We start from the raw sequence: 25428 nt of genomic DNA, 5'->3' as shown, positions 1-25428 counted from the left end.
AAAAATGATAAATCTTTTTTTCCAAAGAAACAATAAGATTAAATTTTTTTGAAGAGAAATGTCAATCATTATCCATTATACATTTCTCTTAAACTTCCAACTCTCAACTAAAACGAAAGTGGCATTGAATCAAATAGATTCAATGCCACTTTTATTTTTTTACACTTCTACAATTATAGGTAATATCATTGGATTTCTCTTTGTTTTCTCATAGAGATACCCTCTCAGATTTTCTTTCATTGTATTTTTAAGCACAGCCCACTCTTTAACATTCTGTTGTTCACATTGTTTAAGCACTGCCTTAACTCTCTTCTTAGCTTCAAAAATAAGATCTTCACTTTCTCTTACATATACAAATCCCCTTGTAATTATATCTGGACCTGCAATAATTTTTCCGCTATCTTTTTCCATTGTAACTACAACAGTTAAAATACCATCTTGAGAAAGATGCTTTCTATCTCTTAAAACTATATTTCCTACATCTCCAACACCTAATCCATCAACAAATATTTGTCCTGCATTCACGGTGCCTGTCTTTTTAATTTCGTCACTTGATATCTCAATAACATCTCCGTTGTTACATATAACAACGTCTTCATTGTTCATACCAAGTCCTTTTGCTAACTCTGCATGTTGTTTTAAATGTCTAAACTCACCATGTACAGGAATAAAGAACTTAGGTTTTATTAGTGAATGCACAAGCTTCAACTCTTCTTGACACGCGTGCCCAGACACATGAATATCAGCTAGTTTCTCATATATTACTTCAGCACCTTTTTTAAATAACTGATTTATTACTTTAGTTACTGGCTTTTCATTTCCAGGAATAGGAGTAGCTGAAATAATAACCATATCCCCTTTATTGATTGAAAGTTTTTTATGATCACCTCTAGCCATTCTAGTCAATGCTGACATTGGCTCTCCTTGGCTTCCAGTTGTAATTATTACAATTCTATTTTTAGGATATTTATTAATTTCATCAATAGCTATAATAATACCATCACTTACATCTATATATCCTAATTCAATAGCAACACCAACAATGTTCTCCATGCTTCTTCCAGAAACAGCAACTTTTCTATCATTTCTTCTTGCTGCTTCAATTATTTGAATTATTCTGTGAACATTTGAAGCAAATGTTGCTACAATAATTCTCTCTTCACAATCTGTCAATAAACGTTGGAATGTTTCTCCAACCATTTTTTCTGACATTGTATACCCGGCTCTCTCTACATTTGTACTTTCACACATCATGCAGATTACACCTTTTTTACCTAACTCAGCAAACCTAGCTAAATCTGCAGGTAATCCATGAATAGGTGTATAATCAATTTTAAAATCTCCGCTATGGAACAATACGCCCATTGGTGTATGAACTGCTATAGCAGAAGCATCTGCTATACTGTGCATAGTTCTAATAAACTCAACTGACATATTCTCTAATTTAACTACATCCCTTGATTCAACCGTTCTCAGCTTTGTTGTAGCTAATAGACCGTGTTCTTTTAATTTTGATTCTAATATACCTAAAGTTAATTTCGTTCCATAAACAGGTACATTCATTTCTTTTAAAACATATGGTAGTGCACCAATATGATCTTCATGACCATGAGTTAAGAATATCCCCTTAACTTTATCTTTGTTTTTAAATATATAACTCATATCCGGAATTACCACGTCTATTCCCAACATATCGTCCTCTGGGAATTTTAATCCACAATCAATCAAGATTATTTCATTTTTAAATTCAATCGCCGTTGTGTTTTTACCGATCTCATTCAAGCCTCCCAGAGGGATTATCTTTATCTGTTCTTTATCTTTTCTCAAAAGAATCCCTCCTTATTCACTTAGTCATTTTCTCTTTTACACTCTTCGCAAATTCCATAAAACTTCAATGAGTGATCTAATATTTTAAAGCTATAATTTTTCTCAATATTCTTTTCTAATTCATCTAAAAGATCGCCTTCTACTTCAATTACTTTACCACATCCGTTACAAATAAGATGATGATGTTGATGCGCTTCCCCTTCCATAACCAATTCATATCTACTGCATCCGTCATCTAAATCCAACTTCGATACAACTCCTAATTCTTCTAGAAGCTGTACAGTTCTATATACAGTAGCCAATCCAATCTCAGGGCAATCAACCTTTACTAAATCATATATTTCTTCAGCAGTAAGATGTCTATCCTCACTATTCATAATACTATTTAAGATAGCACGTCTCTGAGGAGTCAACTTATATCCTTTATTCTTTAAATTCTCCTTTAATTCATTTATCTTGTTAAGATTTCCACTCATGTTTTTCCCTCCTCTTCTCTTTATTCCCGCTTAACATTAAAATATTAGATTGTTTTATTAATCCGCTCAAATACTCTTAATATTAGTTTAATGCCCCATTAGGTCTTTGTCAAATAATAATCATTATTATTTATGTTTTATTTTCATTCTACTCTTCTTCAAATAGAATTTCATATGCTTCACTTACCATCATTAATTCATTCTCTTCCTCTACAGGAACAAATAATTCTTCTCCATCTTTATATACAAGTTTTAATGCTATTGCTTCTTCTACATCCTCATCTTTAGGAATTACAATAAAATATTCAACCTCTTCAATATCCAACTTTGTTACTACTTCAAATTCAACTTCTGTACCTTCCTCATCAAGAAGTGTTACATAATTAATTTCTTCATTCATATTTTCTCTCTCCTTATCTAATTTTATCTAGGTATCCTTGCAGTATGTACGTTGCAGCTATTTTATCCACTAATCCTTTTCTTTTTTTCCTTGAAAAGTCTGCTTCAATCATTATCCTATTCGCTGCTTTAGATGTTAATCTCTCATCCCACATTTCAATTTCTATGTTAAATTCTTCTTTAAGTTTTTCGCTAAATTCAATAGCTTTTTCTCCTTGTTCACCAATTGTACCATTCATATTCTTTGGTAATCCACATACTAATACAGTTGGAGAATACTCATCAATTATTTTTTTTAGTTCCTGCATATCATATTGAATGCTCTTTCTTCTAATTGTTGTTATACCTTGAGCTGTCAACCCTAATGGATCACTTACAGCAATACCAATAGTTCTGTCTCCTATATCTAACCCTAATACTCTCATAGCATTCTCCTTTTGGTAATATAAGCAAATGCCCATTTAGGGCATTTGCTTATTTAATATTTAAGTAAACTTTTAAAACCTCTTCTAAAAATTCATCTCTTTCTAGCTTTGTAATAAGCGTCCTAGCACCTTTATGATTAGTTATATAAGTAGGATCTCCTGAAATAAAATATCCTACAAGTTGGTTTACTGGATTATATCCCTTCTCTACAAGTGCATTATATACTTCATTGATAATAGCTTTTGTAAAATCGTCTTTATTCTTTATCGGATCAAATTGCATCGTATTTTGGTTATTCACACGAACACCCCACTTAAATCATTTTTATTTTATCATTTCTTTAAGCATCTCTTCAACCTTTAAAAGTGCTTCAGGAATTTTTTCTGGATTCTTACCACCAGCTTGAGCCATATCTGGTCTTCCTCCACCGCCTCCTCCAGCGATTGAAGCTGCCTCTTTTATAATTTTACCACAATGTACCCCTTTTGGTAAAACATCTTTAGATGCCATTGCAGCAAACATAGCTTTATCATTTGCTTCACTTCCTAAAATAACAAATCCACTTTGCAGCTTATCTCTTAGTTTTTCTACTAATTCTCTTAAAGCTCCACCATCGATATCTTTTACTGCTCCAATGATTACTTTTACTCCATTAATTTCTTTTGCATTGTTGAAAAGTTCATCTGAAGCACCTGTTGATAATTTACTCTTAAGTTCTTTTATTTCTTTCTCTTTATCTTTTAAGTCTCCTAAAATAGAAGCCATTTTATTTAACAAATCTTTTTCATTGCACTTAACCATAGATGTAATTTCATCTATGATGCTAATTCGTTCTTCAAAGTACTGTAATGCCTTTCCCCCTGTAACCGCCTCAATTCTTCTTACCCCTGAAGCAATTCCACTCTCAGATATAATCTTTAAAAGACCAATCTCTCCAGTATTCTTTACATGAGTTCCTCCACACAATTCTGTACTCATTTCTCCTACAGATACAACTCTAACTGAATCTCCATATTTATCATCAAATAATGCCATTGCATCTTTTTTCTTTGCTTCAGCAGGTGTCATTACTTCAGTTATTACAGAATTAGCTCTCATTATTTCTTCATTTACAAGCTTTTCAACTTTTGTTAGTTCTTCTTTAGTTAATCCTTCGAAATGTGTAAAGTCAAATCTAAGTCTATTCTCATTAACATAAGAACCCTTTTGATGAACATGCCCACCTAATACACTTCTTAAAGCTGAGTGAATTATATGTGTAGCCGTATGATTTTTACATACGTTACTTCTTCTTTGTGACTCAATTGATAATTCAATTTTATCACCAACACATACTCTTCCCTCTTCTACCTTTATATAATGGACAATTTTATCAGAAATATTCTTTTGAGTATCTTCAACTATTCCTTTAACCTTTTCAGACTTGAAGAACCCTGCATCTCCTATTTGACCACCCATCTCAGCATAAAAAGGCGTTTTATCAGTAATTATTATTCCTTTTTCTCCAATTTCAAGTGAATCAACGAATTCGTTATCTTTAACAATTGCCTTTACTTCACCTTCTGCTGTGATTTCTTCATATCCTAAGAAATCTGTAAATATACTATTTTCAAGGCTATCAACTGCTTTTATTTCAGCTCCCATATAAGTATCTTCGCCTCTTGCAGCTCTAGCTCTCTCTCTCTGTTTTTGCATTTCACATTTAAAAGCTTCTTTATCTACCTTAATCCCCTTTTCCTCACAAATCTCAATTGTAAGTTCAACTGGGAACCCATAAGTGTCATAAAGCTTAAATGCGCTCTCTCCACTTAAAGTATCTTTTCCACTTTCTTTAACCTGTGTAATATAACCCTCTAGAATTTCAATTCCACTATCAATAGTTTCATCGAATCTCTCTTCTTCAAGTTTTATAACCTTCTTTATATAAGCTTCTTTCTTAACTAATTCTGGATATATGTCGGTAAATTGTTTTATGACAATCGAACATAACTCACTTAAGAATGTCCCTTCAATGTTAAGAAGTCTACCATGTCTAGCTGCTCTTCTTAATATTCTTCTAAGAACATATCCTCTACCTTCATTTGAAGGTAAAACCTCATCACAAATCATTATAGTCATACTTCTTAAATGATCAGTTATTATTCTTAATGAAATATCACTTTTTTCATCTTTTCCATATTCAACATTAGCTTTTTTACATATAGGATCTAATATATTTTTTATTGTATCAACTTCAAATACTGAGTTAGCTCCCTGCATTATCATTGCTATTCTCTCAAGTCCCATACCTGTATCAATATTTGGATTTTCTAAATTACTATATGATCCATCCTCATCTTTATTGAACTGAGTGAATACAAGGTTCCAGAACTCAATTATTTTATCTTCATCACTAGCTCTCTCAAATTCTTCACTTGTTTTAATTTCTCCAGCGCCCACATCAAAATGGATTTCAGTACACGGACCACAAGGACCAACTCCATGCTCCCAGAAGTTATCTTTTTTACCTAATCTGAATATTCTATCTGGTGAAACGTCTGTCTTATTTACCCAAATATCATGAGCTTCATCATCTTCAAGATAAATAGTTACATATAATTTTTCCTTTGGTATTTCTAAAACCTTTGTAATATACTCCCAAGCCCATGGAATTATCTCTTCTTTAAAATAATCTCCAAAAGAAAAGTTTCCTAACATTTCGAAAAACGTACAATGTCTTGAAGTTAATCCAACTGAATCAATATCTCCTGTTCTTACACATTTCTGACATGAAGCCACCCTCTTACTTGGAGGAACTGCCAATCCAGTGAAATATGGCTTTAATGGTGCCATACCAGCATTTATAAGCAATAAACTTTTATCATTCTTTGGTACTACAGGAGCACTTGCTAATTTATAGTGACCCTTACTTTCAAAATATTTTAAATAAGAATCTCTGATCTCATTTAATCCCATTTTTCTCATCGTAAATCTCCTCCGTTCAATTATAAACCCTTCTTTATTTAAACTTAAGGCATATTCAAATAAATAGCCACTTAGCATACTAGTTTATTTTCATACGCCTAATTAATTTCATAATTATTATCGTATAATAAAAAACTTTTATTTCTTAGAAATAAAAGTAGAATAAAATCATAACTATCCAACTTAAGATGATTATATGAAAAAAACTAACTTCTGTCAATGCCTTCCTCCCGTGACTTATACCATTTAACATTGTATTATTTACTAAAAAGGAAATGATTAATATCAATATATAGCACCTTTATAATTACTCCAGCTGGAATTGCTAGTACCATACCTATGAACCCACCAATTTCCCCCCCTAATATCAAAAGAGCAATTATCATTACTGGATGCATATTCACACTCTCCCCAATAATCATTGGACTTATTATATTACTTTCAATAGCCTGACTAACCAGCATCCAAACAATTATGTACATCCATGATGCATTCCCATTAACAATCGCCACTAAGATTACAATTATACCTCCAACAGGAGCTCCAATGTACGGAATCACATTCAAAATTCCATTCATTAAAGATAATAACAATGGAAACTCTACACCATATACCTTTAATATTATGTAAGTCGAAAGCGCTATTATAATACTAAGTATCATTTCACTAAATATATATTTTGTTAACACTCTATCTATGTCTCTTAAAATGTTTGAAATTATTCTTCTACGCTTATATGAAAATAACACAAGAAGTTTATTTCCTAGTTTGTCACCTTCACTCAAGAAAAAGAATGCAATAATAGGTATTCCTAATGATTTTACAATGTTCTCTTTAAATGATTTAACCCCTTCCATACTGTTCTCGATCAAATTATTTACAATTACCTCAATAAACTCACTCCCCTTTTCCATTATGTTATCCATGAGTTTAAGATCTTCTAATATCTTAATCCTAAATGAAAAATTATTTATAAAGTCCCCAATCCCTTGAACAAATTCAAGTATATTACTCCCTTCACTTATGATTCTAGGTATCACTAATAAAAGTGCAGATATAAATATCATTATAAATGAGAATATAATTATAGCTGCGCTAAAAGTTCTATTTATTCCTTTCTCAACTATAATATTATGTATTGGTTTCAAGGCGTATGAAAGTATAAAACTTAAAAAAATAAGTTCTACAATTTCTCTTATAGGAGGTATAATAATTGATAGTATAATTGCTATAACTATAATAAAAACTGCTATTATTCTTCTTAAATTATCTTTGCTAAATCTCAATCTATCATCCCCTCCTTATATATGCACAAGATTCCGAAACATAATCCGTTCTTTTCCATAATAAATAATATTTTCTTCGCCTAATATTATCCGCTTAACAGAAATAATTCTTCTACCTTGAAAAATATCTTTTAATAATCCACCGCTAAGTACCAGTCCTACTAACCTCAATTCTTTATCAATTATAACGTCACTAACAATTCCTACTATGTGTCCATCAAGATTATAAACATCCATATTCAATATATTTTTTAATGGAATACCCTCTATCACCCCAAAGTCCTTTGCAATCATATTGTCATTGAAATAGATTACATCGTTCTTGTGAATAAATCCATTTTTCTTAAAGGGAATAGCACTTTCCACTGTAAACCCTACTACAGTATTTTTACTGAAATTAAAACATATATCATTCACTGTTCCAAGTCTCTTACCTTTTAAATTATAAATTTCCATTGACATAAAATCATATTTTCTATACATATCTACTCACCACTTTTTATTTTTCACTCACTTTTATTTATTATTATCTTTAAGCATGAGTCTTATTAATGAAAGTGAAAGAAATTGAATATAAATCTATTAAAATATAGAAAAACTAAAAATATCTACATACCACTATGGGATAAGGGAGTGGTATGTTTTTATAAATATATACTTTACTAGCTGGTCTTTTTTAAAAAGATGTTGAAAAATATCAGACATTTAATGGTATAATAAGGTTTAGAATACATAAAATGTTTTCAGCGGTATTTAAAAAAAGAGAGCTACTTCAAATGTATTTACACATAAGTGTTAGCTATGATGCAGTATACACGCGCTAATCATAAAGCAATTAATTCATAACATATTTGAAGTGTGTCATAAGCAGCTAATATTTTAAGCTGGAATTGTAGATAGTATGTCATTAATCGGTATGTAATACAAACTAAAATTAAAGGAATTGGAAGGGGTTGCTTAATGTATAAGAATAGAGTAATTAAATTTTTTGTTACAATTATTATAATTATATTTACTATCAATAGTCCTATAATATTTACGGCACAAGACAATAATAATGAGGTTAATTTTAATAAGATTGATAAGTATATTAAGAGTGAAATGGAAAAACTAAATATTCCAGGATGTTCAGTTGGAATAGTAAATAAAGATGAGGTTGTCTTTCTAAAAAGTTATGGTAAAGCTGATAATAATGAAAGAATCATTGATGAAAATACTCCGTTTATCCTTGGCTCTGTAAGTAAAACATTTACAGCCATGGCCATCATGCAGTTAGTTGAGGAAGGAAAGATAGAATTAAATTCACCTGTACAAAAATATATTCCATGGTTTACTCTTTCTGATTCTGAATTATCTAAGAAAATTACAATTAGACAACTTTTAAATCATACAAGTGGATTGCCTAGAGAGGCTCCTGTTGAGTTGCGATTAAGTAAAGATGATTTGACAATAGAAGAATTTGTTCGTAAACAAAATAATACAGAAATTATTAATCCTGTAGGTTTGAAATTTCAGTATTCAAATTTAGGTTACATTATTCTTGGCCAAGTTATTCAGTCTGTTACAGGCATATCTTATGAAGAATATATAGAACAAAATATATTTGAGCCTTTAGAAATGGAACATAGCTTTACATCATTGTCGAAAGCTAAAGAGAATGGATTAACTAGAGGATATCAGCCATTCTTTGGATATATGTTTCCTACTAATCCACCATATAATCAATATGATATACCCAAGGGAGTTCTAATTTCAAGCAGTAAAGACATGAGTAATTTTTTAATTGCTCTTATGAATAATGGGGAATATAAGGACAAGTCTATTTTATCTAGTAAATCAATACTGGCTATGAAACAACGTTCAAATGTAGCAAAAAACTATGGATTTGGATTGATGATTTATAAAGGTGAAATCCTGCATGGAGGTGATACACAAAACTTTAATTCAAATATGAAGATTTTCGGACAAGGTGAATGGGGATTAGTTATATTAATTAATGCAAATGACCTTACTTATCAATATATTCAACGTGAAGCATGGTATGACGATATATCAAACGGAATAAGAAATATTATCTTAGACAAAGAGGTAACTGAAACTGAAGTGAGTTTAACTAAAAAGTACTTACCAATTAACATAATACTTTTTGTAATAGTAGTATTTTGTGTACTAGGATTTATTAGATTACCCAAATGGTATAATAAAATGACTGAGAATTATAGAAATTTTAAGGATTTTAAATATAGTATATTGGCACAGGTAATATTCTATATAGTATTACCAGTAATATATTATCAATTAATTTCAAAATATCTAATTGCTTGGAGAAGTTTCTTGATTTTTTTGCCTGGTGTAGCACATATATTATTTGCAGCACCAATGATTTTAATATGTACAGGGATTTTAAAGATTTTTTTAATAATTAAAAATAAAAGAAATAATATCAATAATACAATTCAAAAATAGTAGAAAACGATAGATTATTTATTATAATTTAAATTAAATATTTATAAAACACAGCCTTGTTATTTAAATAATAACAAAATAAAAAGCTTCTGCCCAATAGGGCAGAAGCTTCCTTCCTTCTACATTCTCAATTATCCATTTTCCATTAATTAAAGGACTTTATCAATGACTCCTCCGCCAACAACAATATCGCCATCATAAAACACAACAGACTGACCTGCAGTTATCGCTCTGACCTTTTCATCAAAAACTACTTTCACATTTCCATTGTCCATTGGTATTAGTGTTGCTGGTTCTTCTTTTGCAGCATAACGAATTTTCGCAGCAACTTTCTTCTCTTCTTTTAATTCATCAAAAGGAATAAAGTTAAGCTCTTTAGCTATTAATGTATCCTTAAAAATTTCTTCCTGATCTCCAATAACAACCTCATTTTTCTCAGGATTAATATCAATTACAAAACCTGGTTTCCCAAGTGATAATCCAAGACCCTTTCGTTGACCAATAGTATAATAGGCTATTCCCTTATGCTTACCAAGCACTTTACCATTTTCATCAACAAAATTTCCTACTTTCACTCTACCTTCAGTTTTTCTCTCTATAAATCTTCCATGTTCATTGTCTGGAATAAAGCAAATTTCAAAGCTGTCTTTTTTTTGTGAAACATCTAATCCAATCTTTTCAGCTATTTCTCTTATTTCTGGTTTAGTATATTTAGCATTTGGCATTATAATATGACTTAACTGTTCCTGTTTAAGAGTGTATAGCATATAAGTTTGATCTTTTTTTACATCTAATGGCTTCTTAAGTAAATATCTATCTCCAACTTTTTCTACTCTTGCATAGTGTCCAGTTGCTAAATACTCAGCTCCAAAGGTTTGAGCTTTGTTCAAAAACTCACTAAATCTCACCTTTGAATTACACATAACACAAGGATTAGGTGTTCTACCACTGCAATATTCCTCAATAAAAGGTTCAATTACCCTCTCTTCAAAAATCCTCTTAAAATTCAACACATAGAATGGAATATCTAGTTTATTTGCAACTCGTCTAGCATCCTCTGTTGCTGATAATGAACAACATCCGCCATAGTCATCTCCATATTCTTCATCATCTGGAACCTGTTTTAACATTATTCCGATTACATCATACCCTGCTTCTTTTAAAAGATATGCAGCCACAGAGCTATCGACTCCACCACTCATACCTATTACTACTTTCTTTTTCATAAAATCACCTATTTCTATTCGTCTCCATGAACCTGATCATGTAATTCATCATGGTCAGTCTCTTTAAAATCCCATAACTCAAGTCCAGCTTTTTCTCTATAATCATTGATTGCCTTATGAATAGCTTCTTCTGCTAAAACAGAACAGTGCATTTTAACAGGTGGAAGTCCATCTAATGCTTCAGCTACTGCTTTATTTGAAAGTTCCCAAGCATCTTCTACTGATTTACCTATGATTAACTCTGTTGCCATACTTGATGATGCTATTGCGCTTCCACAACCAAATGTTTTAAACTTAGCATCTTTAACTATATTATCCTGTATTTTAAGATATATTCTCATTATATCTCCACATTTTGCATTACCAACTTCCCCTATACCATTTGCATCAGCAATTTCCCCAACATTTCTTGGGTTTGTAAAATGATCCATAACCTTTTCACTATATAACATATTACTTCTCCCCCTTAGCAAAATTATCCCATAATGGTGACATTTCTCTTAATCTTTGTACAATCTGTGGAACAACCTCTAATACATAATCAATCTCTTCTTCAGTAGTTTTTTCACCTAGTGATAATCTTAATGATCCATGAGCTATCTCATGAGGTAATCCAATAGCAAGTAATACATGTGATGGATCCAATGACCCTGAAGTACATGCACTTCCACTAGACGCTGCAATTCCTTTTGCATCTAACATTAGAAGAATTGATTCTCCTTCGATAAACTCAAAAGTAATATTAGCATTTCCCGGAAGTCTCATCTCTCCACATGGTCCATTTAATCTACTATGTGGAACTCTTTCTAAAAGCCCATCAATAAGCTTATTTCTTAACATAACAAGCTTTTTATTTTCCTCTTCCATATTTTCTACTGCAAGTTCAAGAGCTTTTGCCATCCCAATTATTCCTGGAATATTTTCAGTACCTGCTCTTTTATTCCTCTCCTGTGCTCCACCATGTATAAGATTCTCTAATCTTATACCTTTTCTCACATAAAGAGCTCCTACACCTTTAGGTCCATAAAATTTATGAGCCGCCATAGAAAGCATATCAATATTCAATTCCTGAACATCTACAGGTATGTGTCCTACTGCCTGAACAGCATCTGTATGGAATACTACTTTATTCTCTCTACATACCTCACCGATTTCTTTAACAGATTGTATTGTTCCAATTTCGTTATTGGCAAACATTATAGACACTAATATAGTTGTATCTTTTATTGCATTTCTTAAATCATCTATATTTATAAATCCCTTCTCATCTACAGGAAGATAAGTAATCTCAAATCCATTTTTTCCAAGATATTCACATACATGTAGAATAGCATGATGCTCAATAGTTGTTGTTATGATATGGTTTCCTTTATGTTTGTTTGCATTAGCATATCCTTTTATTGCCCAGTTATCAGCTTCTGATCCACCACCTGTAATGAATATTTCTCTTCTGTCAGCATTGATAGCCTTTGCGATTTTCCCCCTGCTCTCATCTATTGCCATGTTAGTTACTCTTGCTTGAGAGTATATTGAAGAAGGATTGCCAAAATTCTCTGTAAAGTATGGTATCATCTCTTCTAATACTTCGGGCTTAACGTAAGTAGTTGCAGCATGATCCATATATATATTTCTTTTTTCCATGTATATCACTCCTTATTACTCATCTTCTTATAGTCATTAACTATATCTTGCAATGTTATAGCTTTAGTAACATCATCTATACTATCCTTTATCTTTTTCCAAACAACTCTTGTTGCGCAACATTCAATGTTGTTACAAGAACTACTATCAAGACATGTTGATATTTCAATCGGACCTTCTAGAACATCTAGCACCTTATGTATGGTGATATTTTCTGGTTTATCATTTAGAATATATCCTCCACCTGCGCCCCTGATACTCTTTATAAGACCAGCTTTTCTCAGACTTGAGAATAATTGCTCTAAGTAACATTCAGATATATTTTGACTCTCACTAATACTTTTTATAGATTTTGGATTTTCACCATAATGGATTGCTAAATCCACCATAGCTTTAACTCCATATCTTCCTTTTGTTGAAAGTTTCATTAAATCACTCCTCTAATCCTGAGTGTTTTACTCTGTTTTAATTATCATAACAATAATAGCAAATCCGAGTATTCTTGTCAACATTTTATATTGATTATTTCACTCATTATTTTTTCACCTTATCCCAATAAGTTTTAAGGGCATTTTCATACTTATTATTCTGTGACATATAATATCTTGTATCTTTAATATCATCTGGTAAATATTGCTGTTTAACATAATGATTTTCATAATTATGAGGATATTTATACCCTTTAACTCCTAGCTTTTTTGCCCCTCCATAATGAGAATCTTTCAAGTACACCGGAATATCACCACAATCCTTAGTATTCAAATCATTAATTGCCGAATCTATAGCTAAATATGCACTATTTGATTTTGGCAGTGTTGCAAGATAAATAACCGCCTGTGCTAATATTATCCTCGCCTCTGGAAATCCCACCTCTTTTGCTGCACTTGTACATGAATGAACAACTGAAATTGCTTGTGGATGAGCCATTCCAATATCTTCAGCTGCTATCACTAATAATCTTCTGCATATTGATGTAAGATCTCCCCCCTTTACCAATCTGGCAAGGGCATGAATGGCAGCATTTTCATCACTACCCCTTATGCTTTTCTGAAGAAAACTTAAAATATTATAATGTTCATCGCCTGATGGGTCAAATCTCATATTACTCTGATATAAAGCCTCTACATCTTCAGGTTCAACCACGTTTCCTCTTCCTTTAAAATTGTAACTGGTTTCTAAAATATTCAGGGACTTTCTCATATCTCCACTAGAAATTTCACTTATATAATTTAATGCTTCTTCTGTTACATCAAATTTTTCATCTTCATTTTTTATCAAATTAACTGCTCTATTAAGACCATTTATAATATCTTCTTTTTGTAATGGTTTAAATTCAAATATAATACTTCTGCTCAATATCGCCTTATAAATCGAAAAATATGGATTTTCAGTAGTACTTGAAATTAATGTTATTCTTCCATCCTCTATATACTCTAAAAGAGACTGTTGTTGTTTTTTATTGAAATTCTGAATCTCATCTAAATATAAAATCACACCTTTATATCCCATAAAACTATTTAATTCTTTCACAACTTTTTCAATATCTTTTGTAGAACAATTTGATGCATTTAGTTTATATATTTTCTTTTGAGACTTCTCAGCAATAATATTTGCAACTGTTGTTTTCCCTACTCCTGGCGGTCCATAAAAAATCATATTAGGTATATTTCCAGATTCCATTATTCTTCTTAACACCTTATTCTTACCCATTAGATGTTCCTGTCCGTAAAACTCATCTATACTATATGGCCTTATTCTATCTGCTAAAGGCATAATTTTACCTCCACACTTCAATTTTCTTGCGAATAATATTATACCACAATATATTAGTCACTCAAATTCATCCTTTTGTGGCATGTTTTTTGAAAGTAAGGTTAATTTTTCATGCATCTTTTAATGGATATTTATGATTATTTTCGAATACTTATTGAATTGTCTGAATATTTTGTATTATAATAGATATATAAACAATAAAGGGGGAATTTATTTTGACTACTGGTAAAGTAAAAAAAATGAGTTTGGGGTTATCTTTACTTAGCTTAACTTTCTTAGTTGTATTTCTAATTTGCACACTTAAGTTTTGGGGCGGGGATCCTCACATGGCACTTATTGCTGGAGCTATATTTGCTTCAATTATAGGCTTAATAGCAGGTTATACATGGAAAGAAATTGAAGAAGGAATTATTGATACTATTAAATTAGCCATGCAAGCTTGTTTGATTTTAATGATTATTGGTGCAATCATAGGAACTTGGATTCTTGCTGGTGTTGTTCCAACTATGATATTCTACGGTTTGAAAATTATAACACCTAGTATATTCTTAGTTGCAACTTGTTTAATCTGTGCCGTTGTTTCAATTGCAACTGGTAGTTCATGGACTACTGCTGGTACTGTAGGTATTGCACTTATTGGTGTAGGAACTGGATTAGGAATTCCTCTAGGAATGACTGCTGGTGCAATAATATCTGGGGCATATTTTGGGGACAAGATGTCACCTTTATCAGACACTACAAACTTAGCGCCTGCTATGGCAGGTACCGATCTTTTCACACACATTAAACATATGATATGGACTACTGGTCCTGCACTATTAATATCATTGGTTATTTATGCAATTCTTGGTATTAAATTTGCAGGAAAACAAATTGACGCTGTTCAAGTTAATGAATTATTGAATGGATTACAAGCAAACTTTAACATTAACTTACTTTTATTCATACCACCTATCTTGGTTATAGCAATCGTTGTTATGAAAGTTCCTGCTATACCTGGACTTATTGGCGGTGTTATACTTGGTGGATTATTTGCATGGTTGTTCCAAGGTGCTGGAATGTCAGAAATTATTGGTGCTGCTCACTATGGATATGCATCTAGTACAGGTATTGAAGCACTTGATAATCTATTGACGCGTGGTGGTCTCGACAGTATGTTGTGGACTGTATCATTGATAATTTGTGCTATGTGTTTCGGTGGTGTAATGGAAAAAACTAAACAACTTGAAACTATAGCAATGAGTCTTATGAAATTTGCTAAGAGCACAGGTTCTATTATCCTTACAACTGTTATTACTTGTATCGTAACTAACCTTTTAACAGGTGACCAATATCTTTCAATCGTTCTTCCAGGAAGAATGTATAAAGATGTTTACATTGAGAAAGGACTTGATCCAAGAAACCTTTCTAGAACACTTGAAGATTCAGGTACTGTTACTTCACCATTTATTCCGTGGAATACATGTGGTGCTACAATGACCAAATTCCTAGGTGTTGGCCCTTGGGGACCTGATGGATTCGCTATTTACGCATTCTTGAACATTTTATGTCCAATAATAGCTGTCTTCTATGGTTTTACAGGAATTGGTATCAAAAAATTAGAAAAAGCTCCTCAAGAAGAATCAGTTTCAGTATAATATAAAATTATATAAAAATTGTCAGGAATCATTCTTTGATTCCTGATTTATTTGTATAAATATGGCTTATATACATAATAATGAGAGAGGTGATTAGTATGTTGTTGCTCTTAATTCTTCTAGGTGTCTTTGTCCTTGTTGTCATACTAAGGGCATTTTTGAACATTTATTTTCCACCTAAAGAGCTTTCGGTATTACCTGATAATTTTAAAATAACAGAAAATCTTGTAAGTATAAATGAAAAAGGGAAAATGGAGCATTCTCTATATATTGATAAACATAACAAGAAAGCTCTTCTTTGTAAAAAAAATAAAAAAGCTCTTCAGATTTTAAAGGAATTTAATCTTAAAGATATTAAAAAAATCTCTAAATTTGAGGATGTAAATACAGAATTAACCGAAAAAAACTTTATCTATGTTAGAAACCTGGGATTAAAAATAGTACTCAAAGACTCTTATATATTCTCATTAAATTTCATTAACGAAGATGCTTATACAAGAAAACCAGAACATGTATATGATATGAATAAAAGACTTTTAGATGAGCATATAAGATCATTGAAAGTAAGTTAACATTGTTTTCCTTGAATTTATTTTCCTTATAATCAAATACTAATAGAGATCCAAATTTCTTATAAGGAGACTACTCATGAATAAAAAACAAGAGAAAATGAATACACCACAAAGTGAACTTCAAAATACTGCTAGACAGCATCAATCAGAGAATAGTATGACTTCAAAGACTGGTTATAAAGAGCAGGAACTTGTTCCTTCAAGAAAAAATTTGAAGAGATAAAAACTCATAGTATTCTTCTCCTTTTAAGGCCTCTACTTTATTAAATGTAGGGGTCTTATTTCTATGTATAAATCTTGTTGTTACTATATGGATGTTTTATAATGAAATTAGCAATAATTATCATTTTTCATCTATGCTTCTATATTATAATTTATTTATAAATCACTTACTGTTGGAGGGATAACATGGACTACTTAAAAACAATCAATGATTCTATTACCTATATTGAAGAGAATATTACTAGTAATCTCACTCCAGAAGATATTGCTGCTAGAGCAGGATTTTCAAAGTTCCATTACCATAGGATATTCTCCGCAATAATTAAATTCTCAGTTGCTACTTATATTAGGAAAAGGCGCCTTTCTAAATCAGTACAGAGACTTTTAGACTCAAATGATAAAATTATAGATATGGCTTTTGACTATGGATTCGAATCAAGTGAAGCCTTTAGTAGATCATTCAAAAAAGAGTTTGGTATATCACCTCGTCTATGCAGACAAAACAACATTAGAGTAGATTTATTTGAAAAAATAATACCAAATATAGAAGGAGTGTTGGATATGATACCAAAATTAGTTCATAAAGAAGAAATGTATTTAATAGGTGTTGAAGGTAGGCATATACCTGGAGATGGTCGACTAGGGGAGTTATGGCAGGACTTATTTCTTAAAAAAGAAGACATACCTAATATTATAAATCCTAATTTTATAGTTGCTTATGAAGATTATAGCAAAGATTACATTGAAAACGATGATGGCTCAATAGAATTCACTCATCTCTGTGCTTTTGAAGTTGAAAACTTAGAAAAAATTCCTGAAGGCATGGTGGGAAAAATAATCCCTAGAGGTGAATATGCTAACTTTACTCATAACGATTCAGCCTACAAATGCAAAGAAACCTTTGATTATATTTATAGTACATGGTTACCTACTACAAACTTATGCGTTAGATCTTTTGACTTTTATATATGCGACTATGTTACCTATGAAACCCCTGATATATTGAGCCCAACTGAAATCTTCTTACCAATAACACAATAAGAAAAGCACGCAATTGCGTGCTTTTAATTTACTCTTCCATAATTTCTATTCCACTATTATCATTTTTTTCTTCAACATCCCTATTTGTATTCATAGCTCCCATACTAGATTTACCATTAAAAAGTCCTCCCTCGACTACTGAGAGACTCTTAACTATAATATCTCCATCTACTACTCCATGGCTATAAATCTCTAATAGTCCATCACATTCAATATTTCCTTCTACCTTACCTGATACACAAATTGATTGAGCTTTTATGTTTCCCTTAATAAATCCGTTGTCTCCCACTATTACTTCACCATGAGATTCAATATCACCTTTATAAGAACCATCGATTCTAACATTACCCTCAGCATTAATGTTTCCAGACATTGAAGTATTATTAGCAATTATTGTGTCAAACTTATCACTCTGATAAGTAGTACTTGCATTTTTTTTGTTACTAAACATTTATATCCCCCTTTTAATCATTTATTATTTTTAATGGATTGACAGACGTACCAAAATACCTTATTTCAAAATGACTATGTGTTCCTGTAGATAAACCAGTGCTACCCATCTTCGCAATCTGAGAACCTCTTGTAACATATTCTCCTTGATTTACTTGCAAACTTGAGTTGTGGGCGTAATATGTTTCATAGCCATTCTGATGATCAATAATAACCAATTTCCCAAAACCACTGTGATATCCAGCAAATTTCACTACACCATCTGCTGTTGCATATATTGGAGCTCCTGTGTAATTAGCGATATCTATCCCCTTATGAAACTTTCCTAATTCCCCTGTAACTGGATGAGTTCTTCTTCCGAAATAGCTAGTAATACTACCTTCTGCTGGTAATCTATTTGGAATTCGTCTTAGAAGTTTAGATTGGAGTTTTACCTTCTCTACAAGTTCAACCGTGGCGTTTATTTTCTCACCAAAAGTTTTTCTATAATCAGCAAATGCATATTCACCAATTTCTGAATACTTTGTCATCAAATCATTATCATCTAATGCTTCTGCAAGAGCTTTTTCCATTTCAGTTATCTCTTCAAGTTTTGAATTCATTTCAATCTTTTGTTCTATTAAATCCTTATTCTCACTAAGCAACTCCTCATTCACATTCTCAAGTGCATAAAGTTGTTGCGTTAGTTCTTCTATTCTCTCTGCTTGTTCTAAGACCTTATGCTTTATACTTCTACTTTTATATGCAGAAACTCTATTCACATAAGTAACAAGTGCAGTATAAGAAATTATCCCAATAAAAACTATTAATGTCAACCAGATTCCTACTACACTAATGCTAATTTCTTTAAGTTTCCCACCCCGACGGGGAATTATCATAATAGTATATTTTCTGTTTTTTCTAACTTTCAGTTGTTTCCCCACAAGCTTCCCCCTAATACTCTCAAATCCAAGGCACATTCAAATACCTATTATTTCTTTTTCTTGTTCATCTTAATGTATATATTTACAAGGTTAAATGGTAACCCAATGGCTCCTATTATAAGAAGGTATACCCACCAAGGATTTTTAGCTTCAGTTAGTATAATACTAAAATTTTTCAACATATACATATCTTTTCCTAAACATATTTATATATCCTTTCTTCTCAAAACTTCCTTGATATACAACTTCTACATTTGATTTATTATTTCCTTTTTTTTGAGTAAGCAAGTATTGCACCTAAGGCAATAGACAGCACAGCTGCCATTAAAACTCTATACTGTTCTGGTAACATAAATGTTATTGTATGTGCCGGAATCCAGAAAAAAGGAATTGTCTTTAATATAACAAAACTAATATACCCATACCAATCAACTTCTTTACAAACATCAAATAATCTTACTTTAAAGATTTTATTAATTTTACCTTCCCCTAACTCAATAAAGGTATCCAGTATTCTGTGGAGAGCCATAAATGTTGGTGCAAAAGCGGTATTCATAAAAAAACTAGTTAAGAAAGCACGAGAAACATTATTTACGGCACCATTTTCCCAAACAGGAAGTAATCCCTTCTCAGTTGCTGCTACTGTCCCAGCACCAAAAATTTTAAATACCACAGTGAATGCTAAACCAAATATTCCCCAGACAATAAATTTCCAAAACACTCCTATTGGTTTAATAAACTCGCCTTTTGCAATTCTAGTTGCTAGCAATTCCCCCATAGTTGCAAGTATCGATACTTTAATGAACCCCAATATATATGGATGTTCTACTGTTAATGATTCAAAAATCGCCCTTGTTTGTGGAACAGCTAAAAACGCTCCAAATAAAACAATGACTAATGCCCATAAAAAATCCTTTAATTTCATCTTCATCAACTCCTAATAATTATTTTTCCCTTTTAGTTATACTTATATTAAACCCCTAAAAAAGATATTATTAATGGTATTGTTAATAAACAAATTAAATTGGTAATAAATATACTTTGTGAAGCATAAAGTGCATTGCCCTCATATTTTTCGGCTATAATTGCAGTGGTAACTGCTGCAGGCATAGCTACTAAGATTATACATATATTTCTAACTTGTTCTTCTACTCCTAAAACACTCATTATAAAATAAAGAATTATTGGAGCAGCCAACAATCTTATAAATGCTCCATAATAAATTGATAAATCTGTAAAGATCTCATGTACTTTCATTTCAGCCAGCATAGCTCCTATTATAATCATAGATAATGGGGTAGTTGTATCTCCAACCAACTCTAATGCCCCCCAGATTGATTCTGGAAGAGGAATTGAAAATCTAAATATTATAATACCTATAATTACAGCAATAAACGATGGATTCACAATCACTTTTCTTATAGATTTTAAATCCCTCTCACCTGTAAATATACTCACACCCAATGTCCAAACCAAAAGGTTGAATGCAATATTAAAGATTGCAGCATAGAAAACTCCTGTATCACCATATATACTGCCCAATATCGGGAAACCCATGAACCCAGTATTAGAAAAAGTGGTATAAAATATTAGAACCTTCTTTTTGCTCTCTTCATTTCTAATATATAAAACTTGTCCCAACAAAAACAGAAATATATGTATTAGGAAAGAGTATATAAGAATTTTAGTTCCATTCTCCATAAGTTTTGAATCATATGCTCTATTAAAGGATGAGATTATCAATAGTGGCAATGTAACATTCACCAATAAACCAGATAATCCTTTATTCAACTCTCTAGTAATTATATTAGTTTTTCTAGCAATATATCCTACAATAATTATAAAAAATAAAATTAATACAGCAGTATTAATATCGACATTGTTCATAACTTTTTCTCCATATTTCATAATAATATTTTTGAAATGTGACTTTGGTTACATTTTTGTAACATATCTATTATATAATATTCTACTCTATATGACCATAAGTAAGATATATTTACTTTCATAATTTACAAAATAGGATACTTTTTCATAAATTTCACTTTCTCACTTTAAACAGCTTAAAAAAATAATTTGAATTTTTAGATTTTATTTCTTCTTAGGTGGTAAACAGCTACTACTAATATGCTATAATAAAAAATAGAGTATGACTAAAAATTCCTATTTACAAAGAATTTTTACTATCTAACAGTTTATTACATTAAATTGTAAAGGAGAGATACCATGAGTAATATCAAAACTCCCTCTGAAAGAGCAAGAGGTCTAAGAGATATTTATTACATGACTCTTTCAACTACCGATATGGAATTCCCTTATTGGTATAATAGAAAGTGGAAAGAGCTTGACGGTGAAGTAACAGTAGTAAGAAGAGCTATGGCTCTTAAGGAAGCATTTTCAAGAATAACTCCAAACATATTACCAGGAGAGAAGCTTGTAATGCAAAAAACTTATAATTATAGAGGATCTTTTCCAATGCCTTGGTTATCAGAAGGTTTCTTTATTGCTAAAGAAGATGATCTATTTAAAGAGGTTGAAAATGCAGCTAATGCTAGTGCAGATGAGTTAAGTGAATTTGGACAAGGTGGCGGAAATGTTACAAAAAGCTTTGGTAATGTAGTTTCTATTGCGGGAAAATTCGGAATGAGAAAAGAAGAGATTCCTGTTCTAGTTAAAATCGCCAAAGAATGGACAAACAAATCTGTAGAGGATCTTGGAAGAAAATATGAACAAATGGTTCCTAACTATCAGATGAAAGAAGATATAATGAAGACTCTTATCTGCATGTTTGATTCAGGTTACACATTACCACAAGGAAGAGAAGTTATAAACTATTACTACCCTCTTCAATATGGTTTTGATAAATTGAAAGAAATGGCCATTGAATGCAAATCTGTTGTGGCTGGTAATGCTCATGGAGATGGCATACTAGGTATGGAAAGATTGTACTTTTATGAGGCAGTAATACATATTATTGAAGGTTTACAAAATTGGATAGGTAACTACGCAAATCACGCTGAAGAATTAGCCGATAAAACTCAGAATGAAACATTAAAAAAAGAATATACTGAAATATCAGAAAACCTTAAATGGATCACACATAATCAACCAAGAACCTTCAAGGAGGCATTACAGTTAAGCTATGCTCTTCATATAGCAGTCCTTAATGAAGATGCTATATCTGGTTTATCAATAGGTAGATTAGGACAAGTTCTGTATCCTTGGTATGAACAAGATATTGCAGAAGGTAGAATAACACGTGAAGAAGTTCTTGAACTTATGGAGTTATATAGAATCAAAATAACAGCAATTGATTGTTTTGCTTCAACTGGAGTAGTTGGTGGGGTTCTTTCTGGTAACACATTCAACAACCTTACTCTTGGTGGAATAACTAAAGACGGTCAAGCAGCTTGCAATGAACTGGAAGAGATAATCCTTGAGTCTGGTGTTTCTTGTCAAACTCCACAACCAACACTTTCAGTACTTTATGATGAGAAACTTCCAGAAAGTTTCCTTTTAAAAGCATCTGAGTGTACAAAAACTGGTTCTGGATACCCTGCTTGGATGAACAACAGGGTTGGGATTGATTTCATACTTGATCAATATGGTGAAGAAGGTATGGATATCAGAGAGGCTCGTTCTTTAGCTATCGGCGGATGTCTTGAGACTTCTCCTTGTTGCTGGAAAGAGCTTACTCTTAATGATAAGAAATACGCAGTACCTGGTGGTGCTGGTCAACCTACAAGTGTTGGTGTCCACTTCGTATCAAATCCAAAGATACTAGAACTAGTGCTTACAAATGGATATGATAAGAGAACTGATATACAAGTTTTCCCTCCTCATAACAAAGAACTAGCTACCTATGAGGAACTTGTAGAAACTTTTAGTGATTACTACAAAGTTGCTGTAGATATTCTTGCTAAGACAAATAATGTTCAGCATGATATCTGGAGAAAACATAACATGTCAGTTGTTAACTCATTTATGAAACCTGATTGCCTTGATAAAGGACAACATATCGGCAATATGGGTTATAGATATAATGCAACTTATAATGTTGAGAGCTGTGGAACAATAACAATGGTTAACTCGCTGGCAGCAATGAAAAAGCTTGTTTATGATGATAAAAAATATACATTAGAAGAGCTTAAAAATGCAATATTAAATAACTTTGGATATAAAAACGCACTTGAGACTGGTAACTATTCAATGGCTACTCAAATCAAGGAAGATGGAATAACTGAATGGGATAAAATCCACAGTGATTGCATCAATGCACCAAAATACGGAAACGATGATTTTTATGTTGATAGTATTCTTAAAGATTACGAAGAATGGTTCTGCGATATGACAAGAGAGGTTGAATCTCTATTTGGTAAGAAGATGTACCCTTGTCAAATTTCTGTTTCCACTCACGGAGCACAGGGAGCTGCAACTTTAGCTTCAGCTGATGGAAGATTATCAGGTACTACTTTCTCTGATGGTTCAATGTCAGCATGCCCTGGAACTGATAAAAAAGGTCCTTATGCGATTTTTAATTCTGCAACAGTTTGGGATCACAGTCGCTCTCAAAATTCACAACTTAATCTTAAGCTTCATCCATCTGCAATAGTTGGTGCTAAAGGAACAAGAAGTTTACTGGATCTTACTAGAGCTTATATGAGAAAAGGTGGTTTCCATGTTCAATACAACGTCCTGGACTCAAATACACTTATTGATGCTCAGAGTAAACCTGATAATTATAGAGATTTAATGGTTAGAGTTGCAGGATTCACTCAATACTGGTGTGAGATTGGTAAACCAATACAAGATGAAGTTATAGCTAGAACTGAGTACGAAGGAGTGTAGAAATATGAACATAAAACATAATGATTGCTTACACTTTTCAAATATTGATGCTGCTAAAGGAATCTGCAGACTCACTGGAAATATTGTTGAAATAGACAGTGATGCATGCGCTTCTTATGATAAGAAAGCAAAATGTAAATTCTGCAAAAACTTCACTGAAGAGAGCACAGATGGAATAGGTACATGTGTAGGTTTAAAAGTTAATGATTGGGTATACGGTGAACTTAATGCCGTTACTTGTTCATCATATGAAGAAAAATAATTTAGGAGCGCTTAGCGCTCCTTAAATATTAGGAGAATTGTTATGGATTTAAAGGGTAATATTTTCGATATACAGGGTTTCTCTGTTCACGATGGCCCTGGTTCAAGAACAACTGTATTTTTAAAGGGCTGCCCTTTGAAATGCGAATGGTGTGCTAATCCAGAAAGTTGGATAACCTCTCAGGAGATTATGTATAGAAAGTTTAAATGTAAATCTTGTGGCAATTGTTTAGAAAGCTGTAACTTAAGTGCCATAAGTATTGACAATGGTGTCTTAAAATTTAATAAAGAACTTTGTTCTAATTGTACATCTTTTGAATGTGCAGATAGCTGTTACAATGATGCTATAGATGTTATTGGTGATGAATATACTGTAGATGCTCTTATGGATAGACTTCAGAGAGATAGAGATTCATGGGGACCTGAGGGCGGTGTAACCTTTAGTGGTGGAGAACCATTAATGCAACATGAATTTCTTCTAGAGGTTCTAAAAAAGTGTAACGAAGAGTATATCCACACCGCCATTGAAACAACAGCATTAGTTAGTACTGATATCTTCATGACAATCATGGAATATATTGATTTTGCATTTATTGATGTAAAGCATTTTAACGAAGCATCACATATTAATAAAACAGGGGTCTCAAATAAGTTAATTCTAGCTAATATTAAAACACTTGTTAACTCAAACTGGTCTGGTGAATTAATTCTCAGAATGCCTGTAATTGAAGGCTTTAATGATACGGAAGAAAACATCTCAGCACTTATTGATTTTATGAAAGAAAATTCTCTAAGTGAGATAAATATACTTCCCTTTCATCGAATGGGAGAAAGCAAATGGAATGGAATAGGAAAAGATTATTCCTATAGTTCATTTGAAGCCACATCTGAAGAAACTCTTTTATATATCAAGAATCGATTTACTCATGCTGGATTACAGTGTTATATAGGTAGTGATACTCCCTTTTAACGGTTACAAAGACGAACATT

25 protein-coding genes are annotated in these 25428 nt (G+C 31.9%); 8 read left to right on the top strand and 17 right to left on the bottom strand.

From position 1 onward, the window contains the following. Positions 1 to 159 precede the first annotated feature (159 nt). The 8 genes from KDK92_RS14160 to KDK92_RS14125 all read right to left on the bottom strand — a co-directional run bounded on the left by KDK92_RS14160 (position 160) and on the right by KDK92_RS14125 (position 7861). Entirely contained in the window at positions 160 to 1827 is a 1668-nt protein-coding gene (locus tag KDK92_RS14160) for a ribonuclease J (protein WP_250859985.1), read from the bottom strand. Between the two features lie 20 nt (positions 1828 to 1847). Next, the gene (locus KDK92_RS14155; RefSeq protein ID WP_250859984.1) at positions 1848 to 2303 is read right to left on the bottom strand and encodes a Fur family transcriptional regulator; all 456 of its coding nucleotides are present in this window, start codon (positions 2301 to 2303) and stop codon (positions 1848 to 1850) included. A 148-nt stretch (positions 2304 to 2451) separates the two neighbouring features. Then, positions 2452 to 2703 (bottom strand): DUF1292 domain-containing protein, encoded by a 252-nt coding sequence (locus KDK92_RS14150; RefSeq protein ID WP_250859983.1) that lies wholly within the window; start codon positions 2701 to 2703, stop codon positions 2452 to 2454. Positions 2704 to 2716: 13 nt separating this feature from the next. Continuing rightward, a complete protein-coding gene (gene ruvX, locus KDK92_RS14145) occupies positions 2717 to 3127 on the bottom strand; it encodes a Holliday junction resolvase RuvX (RefSeq protein ID WP_250859982.1) in 411 nt (136 codons plus the stop codon). Positions 3128 to 3176: 49 nt separating this feature from the next. Further along, entirely contained in the window at positions 3177 to 3410 is a 234-nt protein-coding gene (locus KDK92_RS14140; RefSeq protein ID WP_250860540.1) for an IreB family regulatory phosphoprotein, read from the bottom strand. Between the two features lie 42 nt (positions 3411 to 3452). Next, positions 3453 to 6092, bottom strand: a complete 2640-nt coding sequence (gene alaS / locus KDK92_RS14135; RefSeq protein WP_250859981.1) for an alanine--tRNA ligase — start codon at positions 6090 to 6092, stop codon at positions 3453 to 3455. Between the two features lie 257 nt (positions 6093 to 6349). Beyond that, on the bottom strand, positions 6350 to 7378 hold the full coding sequence (locus KDK92_RS14130) for an AI-2E family transporter (RefSeq protein WP_250859980.1): 1029 nt from the start codon (positions 7376 to 7378) through the stop codon (positions 6350 to 6352). Between the two features lie 15 nt (positions 7379 to 7393). Then, positions 7394 to 7861 (bottom strand): PRC-barrel domain-containing protein, encoded by a 468-nt coding sequence (locus tag KDK92_RS14125; RefSeq protein ID WP_250859979.1) that lies wholly within the window; start codon positions 7859 to 7861, stop codon positions 7394 to 7396. A gap of 477 nt (positions 7862 to 8338) precedes the next feature. Here KDK92_RS14125 and KDK92_RS14120 point away from each other — a divergent pair, with 477 nt between their 5' ends. Continuing rightward, positions 8339 to 9844, top strand: a complete 1506-nt coding sequence (locus KDK92_RS14120; protein ID WP_250859978.1) for a serine hydrolase domain-containing protein — start codon at positions 8339 to 8341, stop codon at positions 9842 to 9844. 149 nt (positions 9845 to 9993) lie between these two features. On the opposite strand, the gene mnmA is transcribed toward KDK92_RS14120, so the two are convergent. The 5 genes from mnmA to KDK92_RS14095 form a co-directional block, all read right to left on the bottom strand. Next, positions 9994 to 11070 carry a tRNA 2-thiouridine(34) synthase MnmA gene (gene mnmA, locus KDK92_RS14115; RefSeq protein ID WP_250859977.1) on the bottom strand — a complete coding sequence of 359 codons (1077 nt, stop codon included), beginning with the start codon at positions 11068 to 11070 and terminating at the stop codon, positions 9994 to 9996. 14 nt (positions 11071 to 11084) lie between these two features. Continuing rightward, entirely contained in the window at positions 11085 to 11522 is a 438-nt protein-coding gene (nifU, locus tag KDK92_RS14110; RefSeq protein WP_250859976.1) for a Fe-S cluster assembly scaffold protein NifU, read from the bottom strand. A 1-nt stretch (position 11523) separates the two neighbouring features. Beyond that, positions 11524 to 12711, bottom strand: coding sequence for a cysteine desulfurase NifS (gene nifS, locus KDK92_RS14105; protein ID WP_250859975.1), 1188 nt, complete (start codon positions 12709 to 12711; stop codon positions 11524 to 11526). Positions 12712 to 12716: 5 nt separating this feature from the next. Beyond that, positions 12717 to 13139, bottom strand: a complete 423-nt coding sequence (locus KDK92_RS14100) for an RrF2 family transcriptional regulator (protein WP_250859974.1) — start codon at positions 13137 to 13139, stop codon at positions 12717 to 12719. A 106-nt stretch (positions 13140 to 13245) separates the two neighbouring features. Then, a complete protein-coding gene (locus KDK92_RS14095; RefSeq protein WP_250860539.1) occupies positions 13246 to 14487 on the bottom strand; it encodes a replication-associated recombination protein A in 1242 nt (413 codons plus the stop codon). A gap of 212 nt (positions 14488 to 14699) precedes the next feature. Between KDK92_RS14095 and nhaC the strand changes: the two genes are divergently transcribed. The 4 genes from nhaC (at position 14700) to KDK92_RS14075 (ending at position 17956) form a co-directional block, all read left to right on the top strand. Further along, entirely contained in the window at positions 14700 to 16121 is a 1422-nt protein-coding gene (gene nhaC / locus KDK92_RS14090) for a Na+/H+ antiporter NhaC (protein WP_250859973.1), read from the top strand. Positions 16122 to 16219: 98 nt separating this feature from the next. Then, on the top strand, positions 16220 to 16693 hold the full coding sequence (locus tag KDK92_RS14085; RefSeq protein WP_250859972.1) for a hypothetical protein: 474 nt from the start codon (positions 16220 to 16222) through the stop codon (positions 16691 to 16693). Positions 16694 to 16769: 76 nt separating this feature from the next. Next, positions 16770 to 16916 (top strand): hypothetical protein, encoded by a 147-nt coding sequence (locus KDK92_RS14080; protein WP_250859971.1) that lies wholly within the window; start codon positions 16770 to 16772, stop codon positions 16914 to 16916. A gap of 185 nt (positions 16917 to 17101) precedes the next feature. Further along, positions 17102 to 17956 carry a helix-turn-helix domain-containing protein gene (locus tag KDK92_RS14075; protein WP_250859970.1) on the top strand — a complete coding sequence of 285 codons (855 nt, stop codon included), beginning with the start codon at positions 17102 to 17104 and terminating at the stop codon, positions 17954 to 17956. A gap of 28 nt (positions 17957 to 17984) precedes the next feature. On the opposite strand, the gene KDK92_RS14070 is transcribed toward KDK92_RS14075, so the two are convergent. The 4 genes from KDK92_RS14070 to KDK92_RS14055 form a co-directional block, all read right to left on the bottom strand. Beyond that, the gene (locus tag KDK92_RS14070; protein WP_250859969.1) at positions 17985 to 18407 is read right to left on the bottom strand and encodes a bactofilin family protein; all 423 of its coding nucleotides are present in this window, start codon (positions 18405 to 18407) and stop codon (positions 17985 to 17987) included. A 13-nt stretch (positions 18408 to 18420) separates the two neighbouring features. Then, positions 18421 to 19329 carry a peptidoglycan DD-metalloendopeptidase family protein gene (locus KDK92_RS24820; RefSeq protein WP_250859968.1) on the bottom strand — a complete coding sequence of 303 codons (909 nt, stop codon included), beginning with the start codon at positions 19327 to 19329 and terminating at the stop codon, positions 18421 to 18423. A 262-nt stretch (positions 19330 to 19591) separates the two neighbouring features. Next, a complete protein-coding gene (locus KDK92_RS14060; protein ID WP_250859967.1) occupies positions 19592 to 20254 on the bottom strand; it encodes a hypothetical protein in 663 nt (220 codons plus the stop codon). Positions 20255 to 20301: 47 nt separating this feature from the next. Next, positions 20302 to 21216 (bottom strand): AEC family transporter, encoded by a 915-nt coding sequence (locus KDK92_RS14055; protein ID WP_250859966.1) that lies wholly within the window; start codon positions 21214 to 21216, stop codon positions 20302 to 20304. Positions 21217 to 21555: 339 nt separating this feature from the next. Here KDK92_RS14055 and hpdB point away from each other — a divergent pair, with 339 nt between their 5' ends. The 3 genes from hpdB to hpdA are packed head-to-tail and all read left to right on the top strand — an operon-like array spanning position 21556 to position 25408. After that, on the top strand, positions 21556 to 24177 hold the full coding sequence (gene hpdB, locus KDK92_RS14050; RefSeq protein ID WP_250859965.1) for a 4-hydroxyphenylacetate decarboxylase large subunit: 2622 nt from the start codon (positions 21556 to 21558) through the stop codon (positions 24175 to 24177). Positions 24178 to 24181: 4 nt separating this feature from the next. After that, the gene (hpdC, locus tag KDK92_RS14045) at positions 24182 to 24439 is read left to right on the top strand and encodes a 4-hydroxyphenylacetate decarboxylase small subunit (protein WP_250859964.1); all 258 of its coding nucleotides are present in this window, start codon (positions 24182 to 24184) and stop codon (positions 24437 to 24439) included. Positions 24440 to 24481: 42 nt separating this feature from the next. After that, positions 24482 to 25408: a 4-hydroxyphenylacetate decarboxylase activase gene (gene hpdA / locus KDK92_RS14040; RefSeq protein WP_250859963.1), complete on the top strand. Its 927-nt coding sequence runs from the start codon at positions 24482 to 24484 to the stop codon at positions 25406 to 25408. Positions 25409 to 25428 lie beyond the last annotated feature (20 nt).

Origin of the sequence: Oceanirhabdus seepicola (genome assembly GCF_023684385.1) — a bacterium.
Taxonomy (GTDB): Bacteria; Bacillota; Clostridia; order Clostridiales; family Clostridiaceae; genus Oceanirhabdus; species Oceanirhabdus seepicola.
The sequence above is the reverse complement of the archived record's forward strand: the minus strand, read 5'-3'. Positions and strand labels throughout refer to the sequence as shown.